17 protein-coding genes, 1 tRNA gene and 1 other RNA gene are annotated in these 17,262 nt (G+C 66.9%); 10 read left to right on the top strand and 9 right to left on the bottom strand.

The features are described from left to right. Window positions 1-30: 30 nt before the first annotated feature. A complete protein-coding gene (gene recR, locus AWC27_RS12150; protein WP_085670711.1) occupies window positions 31-642 on the bottom strand; it encodes a recombination mediator RecR in 612 nt (203 codons plus the stop codon). 11 nt (window positions 643-653) lie between these two features. Then, a complete protein-coding gene (locus AWC27_RS12145) occupies window positions 654-1,043 on the bottom strand; it encodes a YbaB/EbfC family nucleoid-associated protein (RefSeq protein WP_085670710.1) in 390 nt (129 codons plus the stop codon). A gap of 98 nt (window positions 1,044-1,141) precedes the next feature. On the opposite strand from AWC27_RS12145, the gene AWC27_RS12140 reads away from it, so the two are divergent. Then, window positions 1,142-1,897, top strand: a complete 756-nt coding sequence (locus AWC27_RS12140; protein ID WP_211281617.1) for an Rv3717 family N-acetylmuramoyl-L-alanine amidase — start codon at window positions 1,142-1,144, stop codon at window positions 1,895-1,897. Window positions 1,898-1,976: 79 nt separating this feature from the next. Here the strand turns inward: AWC27_RS12140 and AWC27_RS12135 are convergent, their stop codons facing one another. Next, window positions 1,977-2,414 carry an SRPBCC family protein gene (locus tag AWC27_RS12135; RefSeq protein WP_085670733.1) on the bottom strand — a complete coding sequence of 146 codons (438 nt, stop codon included), beginning with the start codon at window positions 2,412-2,414 and terminating at the stop codon, window positions 1,977-1,979. Window positions 2,415-2,487: 73 nt separating this feature from the next. Between AWC27_RS12135 and AWC27_RS12130 the strand changes: the two genes are divergently transcribed. Beyond that, complete coding sequence (locus tag AWC27_RS12130) at window positions 2,488-3,867, top strand: FAD-binding oxidoreductase (protein WP_085670708.1); 1,380 nt, start codon at window positions 2,488-2,490, stop codon at window positions 3,865-3,867. After that, complete coding sequence (locus AWC27_RS12125; RefSeq protein ID WP_211281616.1) at window positions 3,864-5,168, top strand: class I SAM-dependent methyltransferase; 1,305 nt, start codon at window positions 3,864-3,866, stop codon at window positions 5,166-5,168. Before AWC27_RS12130 ends, AWC27_RS12125 begins: the two co-directional genes overlap by 4 nt. A gap of 58 nt (window positions 5,169-5,226) precedes the next feature. Here AWC27_RS12125 and AWC27_RS12120 read toward each other — a convergent pair whose 3' ends face one another. From AWC27_RS12120 to ffs, 3 genes are all read right to left on the bottom strand, one after another. After that, window positions 5,227-6,993: a DNA polymerase III subunits gamma/tau gene (locus AWC27_RS12120; RefSeq protein WP_085670707.1), complete on the bottom strand. Its 1,767-nt coding sequence runs from the start codon at window positions 6,991-6,993 to the stop codon at window positions 5,227-5,229. A 128-nt stretch (window positions 6,994-7,121) separates the two neighbouring features. Then, window positions 7,122-8,423, bottom strand: coding sequence for an aspartate aminotransferase type Ic (locus AWC27_RS12115; protein WP_139836945.1), 1,302 nt, complete (start codon window positions 8,421-8,423; stop codon window positions 7,122-7,124). A 52-nt stretch (window positions 8,424-8,475) separates the two neighbouring features. Continuing rightward, an RNA gene (ffs, locus tag AWC27_RS12110) (signal recognition particle sRNA small type) lies at window positions 8,476-8,570 on the bottom strand. Window positions 8,571-8,629: 59 nt separating this feature from the next. On the opposite strand from ffs, the gene AWC27_RS12105 reads away from it, so the two are divergent. Together AWC27_RS12105 and lucA are read left to right on the top strand one after the other, a co-directional pair. Next, a tRNA-Ser gene (locus tag AWC27_RS12105) sits at window positions 8,630-8,715 on the top strand. Window positions 8,716-8,810: 95 nt separating this feature from the next. Next, the gene (gene lucA / locus AWC27_RS12100; RefSeq protein ID WP_085670705.1) at window positions 8,811-9,677 is read left to right on the top strand and encodes a lipid uptake coordinator LucA; all 867 of its coding nucleotides are present in this window, start codon (window positions 8,811-8,813) and stop codon (window positions 9,675-9,677) included. 1 nt (window position 9,678) lies between these two features. Here lucA and AWC27_RS12095 read toward each other — a convergent pair whose 3' ends face one another. Further along, window positions 9,679-10,419: an enoyl-CoA hydratase/isomerase family protein gene (locus AWC27_RS12095; RefSeq protein ID WP_169726767.1), complete on the bottom strand. Its 741-nt coding sequence runs from the start codon at window positions 10,417-10,419 to the stop codon at window positions 9,679-9,681. 104 nt (window positions 10,420-10,523) lie between these two features. Between AWC27_RS12095 and AWC27_RS12090 the strand changes: the two genes are divergently transcribed. From AWC27_RS12090 to AWC27_RS12080, 3 genes are all read left to right on the top strand, one after another. Then, complete coding sequence (locus tag AWC27_RS12090) at window positions 10,524-10,997, top strand: lipoprotein LpqH (protein WP_169726766.1); 474 nt, start codon at window positions 10,524-10,526, stop codon at window positions 10,995-10,997. An 86-nt stretch (window positions 10,998-11,083) separates the two neighbouring features. Further along, window positions 11,084-12,793 (top strand): tetratricopeptide repeat protein, encoded by a 1,710-nt coding sequence (locus AWC27_RS12085; protein ID WP_085670703.1) that lies wholly within the window; start codon window positions 11,084-11,086, stop codon window positions 12,791-12,793. Next, entirely contained in the window at window positions 12,790-14,142 is a 1,353-nt protein-coding gene (locus AWC27_RS12080) for a CHAT domain-containing protein (protein WP_085670702.1), read from the top strand. Before AWC27_RS12085 ends, AWC27_RS12080 begins: the two co-directional genes overlap by 4 nt. Before the next feature lie 12 nt (window positions 14,143-14,154). On the opposite strand, the gene AWC27_RS12075 is transcribed toward AWC27_RS12080, so the two are convergent. Beyond that, window positions 14,155-14,532, bottom strand: a complete 378-nt coding sequence (locus tag AWC27_RS12075) for a hypothetical protein (RefSeq protein WP_372516874.1) — start codon at window positions 14,530-14,532, stop codon at window positions 14,155-14,157. Window positions 14,533-14,577: 45 nt separating this feature from the next. On the opposite strand from AWC27_RS12075, the gene AWC27_RS12070 reads away from it, so the two are divergent. Together AWC27_RS12070 and AWC27_RS12065 are read left to right on the top strand one after the other, a co-directional pair. Next, window positions 14,578-15,891, top strand: a complete 1,314-nt coding sequence (locus AWC27_RS12070) for a hypothetical protein (RefSeq protein ID WP_085670700.1) — start codon at window positions 14,578-14,580, stop codon at window positions 15,889-15,891. Further along, complete coding sequence (locus AWC27_RS12065; RefSeq protein WP_085670699.1) at window positions 15,888-17,018, top strand: hypothetical protein; 1,131 nt, start codon at window positions 15,888-15,890, stop codon at window positions 17,016-17,018. The genes AWC27_RS12070 and AWC27_RS12065 overlap by 4 nt, the downstream gene beginning before the upstream one ends. A 2-nt stretch (window positions 17,019-17,020) precedes the next feature. On the opposite strand, the gene AWC27_RS31510 is transcribed toward AWC27_RS12065, so the two are convergent. Continuing rightward, on the bottom strand, window positions 17,021-17,262 hold a 242-nt coding region (locus AWC27_RS31510; protein ID WP_211281615.1), incomplete at its 5' end, for a hypothetical protein.

Raw genomic sequence — 17,262 nt, 5'->3', positions numbered from 1 at the left:
GGCGGCGCGTTAACTACAGGCTCGCGAAAGTCAGACCATGGCGCGGCGGCCGGTCAAGGCGCGGCCCAGCGTCAGCTCGTCGGCGAACTCCAAGTCGCCGCCCATCGGCAGCCCGGAAGCGATCCGCGTCACGGTCAAACCGGGGATGTCGCGCAGCATTCGCACCAGGTAGGTGGCGGTCGCCTCGCCCTCGGTGTTGGGGTCGGTGGCGATGATCACCTCGGTGATGTCGACGTCGTCGACCCGCTCGCCGATGCGGCTCAACAGCTCGCGGATGCGCAACTGGCCGGGACCGATCCCGGACAGCGGATCCAGAGCGCCACCTAGAACGTGGTAGCGGCCGCGGAATTCGCGGGTGCGCTCGACGGCCTGGATATCCTTCGGCTCCTCGACCACACACACCACAGATGAATCCCGACGGCTATCCGCGCAGATTCTGCACCGCTCTTCGTCGGAGACATTCCCGCACACCGCACAGAACCGCACACCGTCGCGGACCTTCCCCAAGGCGGCCGTCAGCCGGTCAATGTCCGGCGGTTCGACCGAAAGTAGGTGGAAAGCGATTCGCTGCGCGCTCTTGGGCCCGATGCCCGGCAGCTTGCCGAGCTCATCGATCAGGTCCTGGACGGGTCCCTCAAACATGAGAGTGCAAATCAGACCCCAGGCGCGCCAGGCCCCGGCGGCATTGGCGGCTGAGGCTGCCCCGGTGCGCCGGGCGGGGCGGCCGGTGGAGCCGACGGGCGCATGCCACCGGCCAGCGCCCCCAGCCGCTCCTGCGCCATCCGGGTGACCTGCTGGGACGCGTCGCGCATCGCGCCGACGATCAGGTCCTGCAGTGTCTCGATGTCACTCGGGTCGACGACCTTGGGGTCGATCGTCACTCCGATCACCTCGCCGCTGCCCTTGACCTGAACCTTCACCAGGCCTCCGCCGGCCTGGCCGTGTACCTCGGAGTTAGCCAGCTGCTGCTGAGCTTCCAGTAGCTTTTGCTGCATCTGCTGCGCCTGGGCCAGCAGTTGCGACATATCGCCTCCGGGTTGCATGACAGTCCCCTCGCATCTTGGTCTCGAGTTGGTTTCGCCTGCGGTTGTCGGGCGATTCGAAACACTCAGCGTAGACCGCGCCGCGCTACCTTGGCGCCGTGGACCTCCGAGTTAGCCTGCGTGTCGGGATCGCCATGATCATCGGGGTGCTCGTTGCTGCGTGGTCGCCACCGATCGCGACGGCCGTCCCGTCCAACATCGCCGGCATGGTCGTGTTCATCGACCCCGGCCACAACGGCGCCAACGACGCATCGATCGGCCGGCAGGTGCCCACCGGCCGCGGCGGCACCAAAGACTGCCAAGCCAGCGGAACCTCGACCAACAGCGGATATTCCGAACACACCTTCACCTGGGACACCGCGCTGCGGCTCCGCGCTGCGCTCAACGCGCTTGGTGTTCGCACCGCCATGTCCCGCGGCAACGACAACGCCCTGGGGCCGTGCGTCGACGAGCGCGCCAACATGGCCAATGCCCTGCACCCCAACGCCGTCATCAGCCTGCACGGCGACGGCGGTCCCGCGTCCGGCCGCGGATTCCATGTCAACTACTCGGCTCCGCCACTCAACGCGGCCCAGGCCGGGCCATCGGTGCAATTCGCCCGGGTCATGCGCGACCAATTGAAGGCGTCGGGCATTCCAGCGGCCAACTACATTGGCCAGGACGGCCTGTACGGGCGCTCGGATCTGGCGGGGCTGAACCTGGCGCAGTACCCGTCGATACTCGTCGAATTGGGGAACATGAAGAACCCCGCGGACTCTGCCCTGATGGAGTCTGCCGAAGGCAGGCAGAAATACGCCGAGGCCTTGGTTCGCGGTGTCGCCGGCTTCCTGGCCACCCAGGGTCAGGCGCGCTAGCTGATTGCCCGGCTCTCCCCCGCAAGCGGGAGGTGCCCCCCACCTCGGGCCGCCAGCCGGCCCGTATCGTCGCCGCGCGCTAGCCTTCCAGCTCGCCCTTCAGGTTGGCCAGCACCTCAGCCTGGATCTTCTTCAGGCCCAGCGGAGCAAAGGTCTTTTCGAAGAAGCCCTTCACACCACCGGCGCCGTTCCAAGTCGTCTTCACGGTGACGCTGGACCCGGGTCCCGCGGGAGCCACTGTCCAGTTGGTCACCATCGAAGAATTCGCATCCTTCTCGATTACGGTGTGCCCGGCGACATCCACATTCACCTGCACATCGCGCACCCGTGACTCGGTCGCCTGCAGCCGCCACTTGGCGACGGTGCCCTGTCCTTTGCCGCCCTCGAGCACCTGGTACTCGCTGTAGTGCGACGAAAGGATTTTGGGGCGGACGGTCTCGTAATCGGCCACCGCATCGAGTACGGCCGCGGGCTCAGCACTGATCAAGATCGTGCTGGCTGCGCTCACCTGTCCCATCAGGCGCAACTCCTCCGTTGTCATGCCGTGCCGCTGCACTCTGCAGGGCCGGTTGTCGAGGACTAGGGTATATGTGGTGCCTGTCCCTGGATCTGCGCTGTCTGCTCACCTGGCCGGCGTCGAGCGGTTGCTGGCAAGTTATCGCTCCATCCCCGCGACTTCATCCGTCCGGCTCGCCAAGCCCACGTCGAATCTGTTCCGCACCCGCACCAAAAGCGATGCGCGCGGCCTGGATACATCCGGACTCACCGACGTCATCAGTATCGATCCCGACGCCCGTACCGCCGACGTCGCCGGCATGTGCACCTACGAGGACCTGGTGGCAGCGACGCTGCGTTATGGCCTGTCACCGCTGGTAGTTCCGCAGTTGAAGACCATTACGCTCGGCGGCGCGGTCACCGGGCTGGGCATCGAGTCGGCATCGTTTCGCAACGGCTTGCCGCACGAATCGGTGCTGGAAATGGACATCCTCACCGGGGCGGGCGAACTGCTCACCGTCTCCCCCGATCAGCATCCAGACCTGTTCCTAGCCTTCCCGAATTCTTATGGGACACTGGGATATTCGACTCGAATAAGGATCGAGCTCGAACCGGTTTCACCGTTTGTGGCCTTGCGGCACATCCGATTTCATTCGCTGACCGAGATGATCGCGGCGATGGAACGGATCATCGACACGGGCGGGCTGGACGGCGTCGCCGTCGACTATCTCGATGGCGTGGTCTTCGGCTCCGACGAAAGCTATCTGTGCGTGGGAAAGCGGACCACCACCCCGGGCCCGGTCAGCGACTACACCGGTCAAGACATCTACTACCGGTCGATCCAGCATGACGCCGGGATAACGGAAGACCGGCTGACCATCAACGATTATTTCTGGCGCTGGGATACCGATTGGTTCTGGTGCTCGCGCGCGTTCGGTGCGCAAAACCCCTTGCTGCGCCGCTTTTGGCCACGGCGTTACCGGCGCAGCAGCGTCTACTGGAAGCTGGTGGCCCTCGACCAGCGCTTCGGCATCGCCGACCGGATCGAGAACCGTAACGGGCGCCCGGCGCGCGAGCGGGTGGTGCAAGACGTCGAGGTGCCGATCGAACGGACCCACGATTTCCTCGTATGGTTCCTGGAAAATGTGCCGATCGAACCAATTTGGTTGTGCCCGTTACGGTTGCGCGATCACCACCGCTGGCCGCTGTATCCGATTCGGCCCGACCGCAGCTACGTCAACATCGGGTTCTGGTCGTCGGTTCCCGTCGGCGCCTCCGCGGGCGCCACGAACCGGGCGATCGAAGAAAAAGTGAGCATGCTCGACGGCCACAAGTCGCTGTACTCCGACTCTTTCTATACCCGCGAGGAGTTTGACGAGCTCTACGGCGGGGAGTCCTACAACACCGTTAAGAAAACCTACGACCCCGACTCGCGTCTTCTCGATCTCTACGCAAAGGCGGTACAACGACGATGACAACGACCAGCCAGACCAGCACCACCGGCAAACTGACGATGGCTGAGATTCTGGAAATCTTCACCGCGTCCAGTCAGCAGCCACTGAAGTTCACCGCGTACGACGGCAGCACGGCCGGAAACGAAGACGCGGTACTGGGCCTGGATCTGAAGTCACCGCGCGGCGCCACGTATCTGGCCACGGCGCCCGGCGAACTCGGCATCGCCCGCGCATATGTGTCGGGCGACCTGCAGACCCACGGCGTGCACCCTGGCGACCCCTATGACTTGCTGATATCCCTCACAGATCGGGTCGAGTTCAAGCGGCCGTCGGCGCGGGTGCTGGCCAACGTGGTGCGCTCGATCGGCGTAGAGAACCTGTTGCCGATCGCGCCGCCGCCCCAGGAGACGCCGCCCCGGTGGCGCCGCATCGTGGACGGCCTGATGCACAGCAAGACCCGCGACGCCGAGGCCATCCACCACCACTACGACGTGTCCAACACCTTCTACGAGTGGGTGCTGGGGCCGTCGATGACCTATACCTGCGCGGTCTACCCCAGCCACGACGCGACACTGGAAGAAGCCCAGGAGAACAAATACCGGCTGATCTTCGAGAAACTGCGGCTCCAACCCGGCGACCGGCTGCTCGACGTCGGATGCGGCTGGGGCGGCATGGTGCGCTACGCCGCACGGCACGGGGTCCGGGCCATCGGAGCCACACTATCGGCCGAACAGGCCAAGTGGGCGCAGAAGGCCATCGAGGACGAAGGGCTGGCGGAACTGGCCGAGGCGCGGCATTCCGACTACCGCGACGTGACCGAGAGCGGCTTTGACGCGGTTTCCTCGATCGGGCTCACCGAGCACATCGGTGTCAAGAACTACCCCGCCTACTTCGGGTTCCTGAAGTCGAAGCTGCGCACCGGGGGCCTGCTGCTCAACCACTGCATCACCCGGCACGACAACAAGTCGACCTCCTTCGCAGGCGGGTTCACCGACCGCTATGTCTTCCCTGACGGGGAGCTGACCGGTTCGGGTCGCATCATCACCGAGATCCAGGAAGTCGGCTTGGAGGTGCTGCACGAGGAGAACTTCCGGCACCACTACGCGATGACGCTGCGCGACTGGTGCCGCAACCTGGTCGACCATTGGGAAGACGCGGTCATGGAGGTCGGTCTGCCCGTCGCCAAGGTCTGGGGTCTGTACATGGCCGCTTCGCGAGTAGCCTTCGAACGCAACAACATTCAGCTGCATCACGTACTGGCCGCCAATGTCGATACCTGGGGCGACGACGAACTGCCACTGCGGCCCTGGTGGACGGCCTAGCCTGACTGGCCGACTCCTAACTCGCGCCATCCCGGCGCTCGACGTCGCCGGCCTAGTTTTAGCCGTCGATACGCCGGGCGCCCAGTTCGCTCTGCAGTAGCTCGAGCGCAACCTCTTCGGGGTCGCGGCGGGGCACCGACGGGTCGGTGCGGCCCGCCTCGGCCAGCATGCTTTCCTCTTCGTCCAGCTGAGCGGAAACCGCTTCCGGGGCAGGCTCTTCCACCTTGGCGACGGGCGCACTCGGCGCGGGCTCCGATGGCCCGGTATCGCAGCGCACCCGCCAACTGACGCCCAATGCGTCTTTGAGGGCCTCAGCGATTACATCGGCATTGCGCTGTTCGGACAGCCGCCTGGCCAGTGGCGGCGAATCATGGCTCAGCACCAGCGTGTTGCCCTCCAGCGCGCGCACGGTCGCACCCGCCAGCATCACCTCGGTGGTGCGGCTGCGCTGGCGCACTTTGTCGCGCACGGTCGGCCACATGGTCCGCACCGCAGCCGCGTTGAGCTCACCGGGTGCCGCCTCGGGGACTGGCTCGGGCGCCGGCGGCGGTGGCGACGGCTCCGGCGCAGGCTGGGGTTTCGGCTCGGTCTTGGCTTCTGGGGCGGGCCTGCGGCGCTGCGGTGGCGGCGTGGGGGCAGCGGTAGGTGCGGCCTGCTCGGCGGGCACCGACATGGCCAGCCGCGTCTCGATGCGTTCCACCCGTTGCAAAAGCGCGGACTCCGCGTCGCTGGCCGAGGGGAGCAGCAAGCGCGCGCAAACCACCTCGAGCAGCAGCCGGGGCGCCGTCGCCCCCCGCATCTCGCCCAACCCGGCCTGCACGACCTCGGCGTATCGGGTCAGGGTCGCCGGGCCCAGCCGCGCCGCCTGATCGCGCATCCGGTCCAGCACGTCCTCCGGCGCGTCCACCACACCCCGGGACACCGCATCGGGTACGGCCTGCAGCACAATCAAATCGCGGAACCGCTCCAGCAGATCGGTGGCGAAGCGGCGCGGGTCATGCCCGGCGTCGATCACCGATTCGACGGCACCGAACAACGCGGCCGCATCACCGGCACCCAGCGCGTCGACCGCGTCGTCGATCAGCGCGACGTCGGTGGCACCCAGCAATCCCAGCGCGCGCGGATAGGTCACATGGGAACCTTCGGCCCCGGCCACCAGCTGGTCCAGCACAGACAGCGTGTCACGAGGTGAACCGCCGCCGGCCCGGATCACCAGCGGGTACACCGCGTCGTCGACGACGACGCCTTCCTGTTCACAGATCCGTCCGATCAACGCCCGCATGGTGCGCGGCGGCAACAGCCGAAACGGGTAGTGATGGGTGCGCGACCGAATCGTCGGCAGCACCTTCTCTGGTTCGGTGGTGGCGAAAATGAAGATGAGGTGCTCGGGTGGCTCCTCCACGATCTTGAGCAGCGCATTGAAACCCGCCGTGGTGACCATGTGTGCCTCGTCGACGATGAACACCCGGTACCGCGACTGCGCGGGAGCGTAGAACGCGCGGTCGCGCAGCTCACGAGTGTCGTCCACACCGCCGTGGCTGGCGGCGTCGAGCTCGACGACGTCGATGCTGCCGGGCGCATTGGGCGCCAGCGCCTGGCAGGAATCGCAGGTGCCACACGGCGCGGCAGTCGGGCCCTGCGCGCAGTTCAGCGATCGCGCGAGAATGCGCGCCGACGACGTCTTTCCGCAGCCGCGCGGCCCGGAGAACAGGTACGCATGGTTGATCCGGCCGGCTTCCAACGCAATGGACAGCGGCTCGGTGACATGCTCCTGCCCCACCACTTCGGCGAAGGTTGCCGGTCGATACTTGCGGTACAGAGCCACGTCAGCAGGCTACCGGCGACGTCTGACTTAGGCCCGGGGCGGGCATCGAGTGTGCATCGGCGGCTTCGACTGTGAACGTAGGGCGCAGCTTTGGCGGATCCCCCACCCGGGACGCCCACTCGAAGCCGTCAGCGCACACTCGACGCTGGAGATGCTTGCGCGTTGAGCAACGACTCGCTCGCCGCCAGCAGCGCACACGTCGCCAGGCCATCGACCGCGTCGCGCAAATCCGGTAGCGAGGGGAACGTCGGCGCGATCCGGATGTTCTTGTCGTCCGGGTCCTTGCGATACGGGAACGACGCGCCCGCCTCGGTGACGGCGATGCCCGCGTCCTTGGCGAGTGCGACGGTCCGGCGTGCCGTGCCGGGCAACACGTCGAGGCTGACGAAGTAGCCGCCCTTGGGGTCGGTCCAGGAGGCGATCTTGGAGTCGGTCAGCCGATTGTCGAGAATCTCGAGCGTCAGCGCGAACTTCGGCGCCAATATCTGCTGGTGGCGCAGCATGTGCAGGCGCACCCCGTCGGCGTCGCCGAAGAAACGTAGGTGACGCAGCTGGTTGACCTTGTCCGGGCCGATCGTCTTCTTCCCGGCGTACTGCAGGTACCACGCGATGTTGCCCAGCGATCCGCCCAGGAAGCTGACGCCGGCACCGGCGAAGGTGATCTTCGACGTCGACGCGAAGACGTAGGGCCGGTTGGGGTTACCGGCCTTGGCAGCCAGCCCGAGTACATCCACCTGGCGGACGAAATCATGCGTCAGCGTGTGCACCGCGTACGCGTTGTCCCAGAACAGCCGGAAGTCAGAAGCCGCGGTCCGCATCTGGACGAGCCGGCGAACCGTCTCCCAGGAGTACGTCACGCCGGTGGGGTTGCCGAACACCGGGACCGCCCACATGCCCTTGATCGCCGGGTCGGCGGCCACCAGCTCTTCGATCAGATCGACGTCGGGCCCGTCGTCGAGCATCGGGACGGGAATCATCTCGATGCCCATCGTCTCGGTGATGGCGAAGTGCCGGTCGTAGCCGGGGACTGGACACAGGAACTTGACGGCAGGCTCCTGCCGCCACGGCCGCGCCGAGTCCACGCCGCCGTACAGCATCGAGAAGGCGACCAGGTCGTGCATCAGCTCGAGGCTGGAGTTGTTTCCCGCGATCAGGTTCTGCACCGGGATGCCGAGCAGCTCCCCGAAAATGGCGCGCAGCCCGGGCAGGCCGTGCAGGCCGCCGTAGTTGCGGGTGTCGGTCCGCTCCGGATCGCGGAAGTCCTCGCCCGGCAGGCTCAACAACTGATTGGACAGATCCAGCTGCTCGGCAGCGGGTTTGCCGCGGGTCAGATCCAAGGCCAGCTTCTTGGCCTGTAGCTCCGCATAATCCTGCTGATGACGGGCGTGCAGAGCGGTCAACTCATCAGGGCTGAGGGAATCGAACGACACCACGCGGCCTTTCGGTGCTAGGCATAAGTACTGGCTCTGCCGTCGTCCCCGATTGAGGGGACCCCGCGCACCCGACAGAGCCCATTGACCCTTGCTGCCTTCCGGCCCTGGGGGAGTTCACAGGATAAACGCCGCGCGGGGTCCACCGCGAGTGTAATACGGCGGCCACAGGACACGTTGCACGGCTCAGCGGCTACCATGGCGGCGGAGGATTCGCCTAGTGGCCTATGGCGCTCGCCTGGAACGCGGGTTGGGTTAACAGCCCTCGCGGGTTCAAATCCCGCATCCTCCGCAGAACGGTTCACCCCTCGTGTCGAGGTGCGTGCAACCACGTTGTGGGTTCTGGTGGCCTTAGGCTGGCTTGATCTCACCAGCATGAGGAGGGGTATGGGGCGCAAGGTCGCCGTGCCGTTGCACGTGTTTTTGTCGATTGGCGCCGGCTTCCTGTTCTTCTATTTCGTGTTGCCGCGCTGGCCAGAGCTGGTGGGCGACACGTCGCACAGCCTGGGGACAGCGCTTCGGATCGTGACGGGCGTGCTGATCGGCCTGACCGCGCTGCCGGTGGTGTTCACCCTGTTGCGTACCCGCAAGCCAGAACTCGGTGTGCCGCAGCTGGCGCTGACGATACGAATCTGGTCGATCGTCGCCCACGTGCTGGCCGGGGTGCTCATCGTGGGCACGGCGATCAGTGAGATCTGGCTCAACCTGGATACGGCCGGTCGGTGGCTGTTCGCCGTCTACGGCGCTGCCGCCGCGATCGCGGTGCTGGCCATGTTCGCGTTCTACCTGTCGTTCGTCGCCGAACTCCCGCCGCCGCCACCGAAACCGATCAAGCCGAAGGAACCCAAGAAGCGGCGGGTGCGCGGGAAGAAGCGTAAGGACGCCGCCGCAGACGAAGTCGAAGACGAGACCGAAGCCGAAGCCGAAGCCGAGACCGAAGCCGAAGACGCCGAAGAAGAGGCGGAAGACAAGGCCGAGGCCGCCGCCGAAGTCGAGGTCGCCGAAGAGTCCACGGAAGAAGCCGCGGCGGCCGAAGAAGCACCCGAAGAGCCCGGACCCGAATCGGCAACCGAAGAAGCGGCGGCCCCGGAAACCAAAGAAACTCCGGAAATCAAAGAAACTCCGGAAACCAAAGAATCCCCGGAAACGAAGGCCGCGCCGGAACCCCGACCCGCGTTGCGCAACCGTCGGCCGACCGGCAAGACCTCGCATCGCCGCCGGCGGACCCGCGGCGGAGTAGCCGTCGAGGAGTGACTCAGCGGCGCCGCAACCGCTCTAGGTAATCAGCGATTAGCCGCCGCGTCTGCTCGGCGCCCCACAACTGACGCACCTGCGCGTCAATGTCGCCGGATTCCCGGATCCGCGTCGCGGTAGGCCCACGTAGCTGGGCCTTGGTGTGGCGGTATGCGTCGGCCGGGATCTCGCCCAGGTCAGAGGCCTCCGCGACGGCCGCCTCAATGAGCCCTTCGGCGACCACGGTGTGCGCCAGACCTGTGCCGACGGCGTCTTGGCCGCGATAGTTGCGGCCGCCGAGCAGCACTTCTTCAGCGTGGTCTGCGCATGCGTAGCGCATCACCTCGAGGGCGGCGACCGGAAACGGCACACCGACCCGCACCTCCGACGCCCCGATCTGCGCGTCGGGGCTGATCAGGCGGCGGTCGCAGGCACACGCCAGCACACACCCGCCGGCGATCGCGGCGCCGTTGATCGCAGCCACCGTCGGGCCCGGGTAGTTGAACACCACGTCGAAAGCATCCGAAAGGGCCGGGACCAGCCGGTCGGTGTAGGCCGCCTCGCCCTCGAGCACCCGGTTCAGGTCGACTCCGGCGCAGAAGACCCGCCCGGCGCCGGTGATCACCAGCGGGCCACCGCCCGACCAGGCTTGCTGGCGGATGGCGTCGGTCAACTCCCCCAGCAGCTCGACGTCGAGCGCATTCACCCGCCCCGCGGAAAGGGTCAACACGGTCACCGATTGCACGGTCTGAATTTCGATCACGGGGACAAGTCTGCCCGCCGTTGTTGGGATCGGTAGCGATCCGGCGCGCTTGTACTTGCTGCATGACGACGCCAATGGGGCGGCGCATAACGGAAGGAACTCCAGTGAAACGTGTTATCGCGGCTGCGATCGGAACCGTTGGCTGCGCAGTGGCGCTGGTCGGCTGTGCCAGCGGCGGCCACACGGCCAGCCCGGCAGCCAGCGTCGCCACCGGCGGTGGCGGCACCCAGGTCCAGGTTGGCGGCACTGACCTGCCCGGCTTGAACCCCGCGTCGGTTACCTGCGTCAAGCAGGGCGGAAAAATCAACATCGGCAGCGGGTCCACCGGCGGCCAGCAGCAGGCGCTGGCGGTGGTGATGACCGACGCGAATCCGCCAGCGGTCCAATCGCTGGCCCTCGTTGTCGACGGCAACGCCCTCTCGGTGGCCGACAACATGGGCTCGAAGGTCGGCTCGGCCAAGGTGTCAGTGGATGGCAAGACCTACACCATCACCGGCCAGGCGCAAGGCGCCGACCTGAAGAACCCGATGGCCGGAATGATCACCAAGGACTTCAACATCAAGGTGACGTGCGGTTGATCGAGGGGTATTCCGGACGGCGGGCATGCACAGCATGTCCGCCGCTTCGGACTAAACCAACCGCCCGGCGGACTTATGATGCAGCCGTGTCGATTCCCGGCGAATTGGAACGTACCCGGACGCTGGCGCACAGCGGCAACGAGGACCAAGCCCGGGATCTGCTGCTGTCCTTGATACCGCAGATCGAAGAGGCCGATCGCGACGACTTTTTGCTGGAAGTGTTTGCCCAGCTGGGCGAGATCTACCTCGCTCGCGGCGCCACTGACGGCGCCCAAGAATGCGTCCAGCGCATCCACGACTGTGTCGCCATCTACTCGGGAATTCTGGCGGGCACCGAGCCAGCGGCGGCCAGCCAGGTCACCATGTCCCAGTCCGAAATCAGGCACCTGGTCTGCCGATATGCGCGGCACGCCCAGTTTCTGCAAACCGGACTGGCCGCCGCCCACGGCGATCACGAAGGCGCCGCGATGGCACTGGCATCGCTGGCCGCACCCGACGACGGGCAATTTCGCGACCTGGCCGGCGAACGCACACAGCTGATCACCCACGCCCAGATACTCTGCGCGAGCGCACTTTGCGACGACGACTTGCACGTGCGTTCGCTTCCCTTGTGGGAGAAGGTGATCGAAGCAATCGAGGGCCCTGCCTGCACGGACTACCTCCGGGTTATCGGCGCCACCGCGTATGGCAGATTCTGCGTCGAGACAGGGCGACTGTCCGAAGCCGAACCCTGGCTGCGCCGGGCCGGCGCCCGAGCACAGGCCAACGGCTGGGAATTGGCCACCGCCCAAACGCAATTGGAACGGGCTGCGGCGTGCTGGTCGGCAGCCGACCACGCGGAGACCGAGCGGCTGGCATCGGAGGCCTACCCGGTCATAGCGAAATACGCCAGAGCTCATGATGTCTCCCGCTGCTGGCTGTATCTCGGCCTCACCCGGCTGGGAAGTGGCGCGCTCGAGGCCGCCGACCAGTGCTGGGAACAGGCCGAAAAGCACTGGCGCGAATTGGGCAAGCCGCTGTATCTGCATCGCATTCTGTTGCAGCGCAGTTGGATAGCGATCTTCTGGGGCCGATTCGCCGAAGCGGTCGAGCTTATCGCCCAGGCCCGGGAATTGCTGGATTCCTCGCCGCGCAGTAGCTGGCTGCAGTACGCCCAACTCGACAATCACCTCGGTACCGTATGGCGCGCAGACGCTCTGGCGGACTTGGGCTTCGACGGCTCGGGAGATCCGGACGAAACACTGCAGGAAACCGAAGCGCGTCAAGCGGAGTCGCTCGGCATCCTGCACGGAGAAGTCGGCACGCCGCAGTACTGGCGCGCGATGACCAAGCTCGAACAGGCCGCCGAACTCAAGGTGCCGGCCGCGCTGGCCGTCGACTCGGTGCGGTACTCCATCGCAGATGCCGACGCCCGAGCGCGCTGGGCGGCGCGCGTTTCGGCGCCCATCCTAGCCAGCGCCTTCGCCGTTGCCTGGGAGTGGGAGAACACCCAACTGATCAGCGAGCTCGTCGAATACCACAGCGCTCGAGGGACTTTCAGCGCCGAACCGGAACGCTACAAGCTGGGCGAGTGGGCCTCCACCGCCACACCCGTGCTCGTCGACGCCGAAGACGCGCTTGCCGCCGCCGGGCCGCCGAGCCGGGGCGGCGGGTCGCTGACCCGGCTCGGCCCGCTGCCGCCATTGCAGATGCAGCCGGATACCCCGCCGATCATGAGCCACTATCGCGCGCTGGCGTTGCAGCGCTACGGCCGTGACGTCACCGCCGCCGAACCGGCCTGGTCGACCTGGCCATGAGCCGGCCGACTCTGGTGCTGCGATACGCCGACGTCGGCATCGCCACGTACGCCAGTTTGCGCATTGTCGGGCAGCCGGAAAGGACAGTCAACTGGGTGGTGGAAGAGCCAATTCTGTTGGCGGCCATCCACGAATTGACAGATGCACTGCCCGAACCACACGGCAGCGAGACCAGACGAGACGCCATCGAGCGCGCATTGGCCACCGGCCCCTTCGCAGCACCGGACACCGAACTGACGCTCGCCTACATCCTGGGTGTGCTGCTCATCGGGCAAGCGGGCTGGCAGCTGCTGAACGAATGCGTGGCGTCGCCGCGACCGGTGCTGTTCGTCTCCCCCAGTGCCCGGCTGGCGCGTGTCCCGTGGGGACTGCTGGCGGTGCCGAAATCCGGGCCCAGCAAGGAAGAGTTGGTGCGGGCCCGCCAGGAAGCCATCACCGCCAGCGGCCGGGTCGCTGCCCGAATCCCTTGGCAGCTGACCGATATCAACGAACACACCGACGGCCATCGGCTGATGGAGCTGGTCGACGTGCTGATGGCGGTGCCACAGAACATCGTGCACGGGCCGCGAGCGGCCGTCGCTTGGGACACCAGGCCAGACGCTCCGGCCGTACTGGTTCTGGATCCTCGAGTACCCGGCCAGCGCCCGGATTCCCCACTCGGGTCGGTGCTCGGCAGACCGTCGGACCAGACGCCGCTGGCGCGACACTTCGCCGCGGCGATGCAGCGCCACGCGGTGCTGCCGGGGGTCGAGAGTGCGGTCGAGTTGTTCCGCCGCCAGGACGCCGACCGCCGTTGGCTGGCCGAGCAGCTGGCTGCGCACCCGAGCCGGCTGGTATATGTCGGTCACGCGAGTTCGGCCGACGGCGATCTCGCCCAGGCCGATCGGGCCGCGCTACACCTGGCTTGTACCGCGCAGATTCCCGGCGACGCGGACCCCATCGGCGACCACCGTCCGCTCACCGCTTCGGATCTGATGTCCCTGCGGTTGCCGATGCCGCCGCGGGTAGCGTTGCTGGCCTGCGCATCCGGTGGCGACTACCAATTCGATGAGGCCACCGGCCTGGTGGCGGCGATGATCTTGGGCGGCGCGCAGCTGGTGACCGCTACCTTGTGGTCGTTGCCCACCACAGCGGCGTATCGGCAGTTCGCCTCGGGCGGAACCGATTTGAACGATCCCATGGCTGAAGTGGTCGTCGCCGTCGACGAAGCGCACGAGGCAGTCGAGGCCGGTTGCGCGGTGAATCGCTGGCAACGCGAACAAATGCGGCGCTGGCGGGACGGGGCCCGTACCGCCAGCCCGCTGTATTGGGGCGCCCTGGTCACCTTCGCCGTCGATGGGGCACGGTGATCACGGTAATAATCACGCCAGGATCAAGTTCTTCGCGCGGACGGCCAGTACGTCGTCGGGCAGCGAAAGCTGTTCGCGGGCAGTGGGGTCGAATGCGACCAGCACCACCAGGCCAGGTCGCAGCATCGAGACGTTCGGATCGCCGTCATCGTGCACCAGTTTGCCGATGAAGGTGTCGCCGTCCACGCTGGCCACCTCGATCCAGATCTCGCGCTCGCCGGCCGCCCGGTCGGCGTCCACCACGGTGCCCACGCCGACGGTAGGGCCGTCGCCGGCGACGTTGCGCCGGACCACCCAGTTCAGTGCGATCCACAGCCGGTGGAACATTGCCAGCAGCTTCGAGTTGTTCATGCGACCAGCTTCGAGGAACCGGCCGGCTACCGAACCCAACTTTTCGGCTGTCACTATTTTCGCCGTTGCACCTATCCTGTGCACATGAACGCGGGTCAGCAGGTGGTCGTCGCGGTAGGGCATGCCCGCCGGGCGGTCATCGACCAGGCGTGGCGCGCAGTCGGTCCCGGCGTTGAGGTGCTCAGCAGCGACGACGGCGGCCCGCTGAGCCGGACCGTCAAACGCATCATCGATCCGCTGGTGCTGCGATTGCGGTCCAATCCCCAGTACTCGAATCCTGTCGTGCCCGCCGAGACGGCCGCGGCGATGCATGACCTCATCGTGGCCAGCGGCCCCCAATTGCGTTCCGCGGCAGCGTGGTTCGAAATTCTCAAACTCGAGCGCCGCCGGCAGCGGATCCGCAGCGGCAACGCTCAGGAACTGTACTTCCCAGTGTGCTTCGAGCTCGCGGTGACGAAAGGCGCACCCACGCCGCAGGATCGCCACACACCGGCGGCTGTGCTCCTGGATATTCACCAGGGCCGGGACCGCACCGCGATCGAGGTGCTCAACGAATACGTCGCAGATCCCCGGGCCGTCGCCGGCCTCACCGATCAGCTTGACCGCAGCTGGCGCGACGTGCGGGCCGACGACACGGCCATCGAACCATTTCTGGCCGAGCTGACGACCGTGCTCGGGTCGGCGACCAGCCATAGTGCCGCGACCGCGCGCCAGCGGGTCTGGTCGGCCGCGATCGCCGACGCCACGCCCTACAACCTGGGCGCACTCGCGCGTGTCGAAGCGGCAGAGCTGCCCTGGTCGATCGTCAAGCTTGGCCTGAGTTCGGTTGAGCCACAAAAGAAACCGAAGATCAGCGGCGGCTCCGACAGCGACCGCCCCCTGGATCGCAGCGTGGTGGACCGGGTACGTGCCACGCTGCGGCGCGCTTTGGACCGCGACGCGCTGCCCGACATCCCGCTGTTGTGCGCCGAAGAGGTCGACCGGGCCAGCGCGCCCTGGGGGTTGTTGGCTGAAGACAAGCAAGCAACGCTGGTGGCCGGCATCGAGGTCGCGGTCGAGCTGGCACCCTTGGACCGCTCGGTGGACAGCCGCTACGCCCTGGCCGCACAGATCCAGGCGCGGCTGCGCAAGGAGGCCTACGTCCTGCACGCTCGGCGTTATCTCGCCGAAGGTGGCCCGATCCATCCGCGGCAACGCCAAGTGGTCGACGACCTCGCCGCCTACGCGCAGCCCTACCTCAGCCGGCTGTGGGCCCGGCTGCACGGGCGCGACGTCTGGCAGGAGCCCTGCGACGACGTCGACGACGTGCGTTCGCTGCTCGAGGGCGTGGCCCGGTCGGTGAGCCTGGACCATCGGCAACGGATTAAGTCGATGCTGGAATTGCAGGTGGCGGGATGAGGTTGGTCACCGAGTCCGGCCTGTGGATCACCGGCGGTACAGCCGCAGTCTCGCCGCTGACCGCAGTGTTGGAAGTCAGCGGCGCGGTGCTGTCGTGGACTATCGACGATCCGACCGAGGCCACCGAGATCGCCTTCACCGATGTCTCCCGGGCGGACTGGCTGTGGCGAGTGGTCGGTGAGGCCGGTCACGTCACCCTGGTTTCAGCCGTGCAGGCCGCCGAAGGCGAACCCGACGGCATCGACGTCACCGGAGTCGACCTGGTTCCCGGATCTCTTGCCCCGTTGCGCAGACTGGCGGTGGGCCATTGGCTGCGGCGCTGGTGGCCGGCCAGTCAGCGCGACGGTATCGCCGCACTTGACCACGCGCTGCTCGACGTCGAGATCGCGTTGCTGACCGGAGCCGCGCAGGGCTTCTTCACCGACGACACCCTGGACTCGGACGTGGCCGGATTGCTCGCGCCGCACGCCGTCGCCCTCACCACGCACGCCCGCGCCGACGATCCGCGTATCCGGCAGTTGGTGCACGCCGGTGCCGAGTTGGCCGACGAGATCGGTGTCGACGGCGACGGATGGACCGAACTTACTGCTGCACTTGATGTTTCGGGCGCTGTGAGCACCTTGGCCACCGGGCGTCAGGACGACTACTCGCTGGCCGCCGGCGTCGACCGGAGTCCGCGTGGTGGCGCCGCGATTGCCCGCGGGGTCGCCTCGATCAACTGGGGTGCGGTTCCCCCGGGAATCTTCGATGCCGCCGAGGACACCGTTGCCTGGAGCGTCGAAACGGCGGGGCTGGCCGTATTCGCCGTGGTGCGCGCGGACGTGATCGGACCGCAGCCGCCGACCGGCATCACCGTACAGGTCCGCTCGGGTGAGGTCGGTGGTGCCGGCACCCTGGAAGCCGATGGCCGCGCCACCGTGCCAATGGTCGATGCGCAGCAGCGGCCGATTACCGAATCGGCGGCCTGGAACCACGATTGGCCGGCAACCTCGGTGGTCGTCGGGGCCGATCTGTCCGAATCCCGGCAAACCCGCGACCGGGTCCGCAGTTGGGTGCGCACGCGGTTGGAACACCCGCCCGAGGACGCATATCTCGCTGAAATCCTGGCCGCCGAGTCCGCCTACTAGCGTCAGGGTGCAAGCCCGACAAAGCCCGGAGGCATCGCAGGCTCAGGCGAAGGCTCCCCGGGCCCGCTACCGCCAGTGCCGCTACCACCGCCGGCGCCGCCGGGGCCACCTCCGGAGCCGCCGGGACCAATTCCTCCCCCACCACCGGACGCGTCTCCTGGCTGGGGCGCAATATCGGGAGGCGGCGGCTGTTGCGGTGGCGGCGGGGCCTGTTGCGGTGGCGGCGGCGGGGGTAATTCCGGTG

This window comes from Mycobacterium szulgai (assembly GCF_002116635.1).
In the GTDB taxonomy this organism is placed as follows: Bacteria; Actinomycetota; Actinomycetes; order Mycobacteriales; family Mycobacteriaceae; genus Mycobacterium; species Mycobacterium szulgai.
This window is presented reverse-complemented; position numbering and strand designations above follow the sequence as displayed.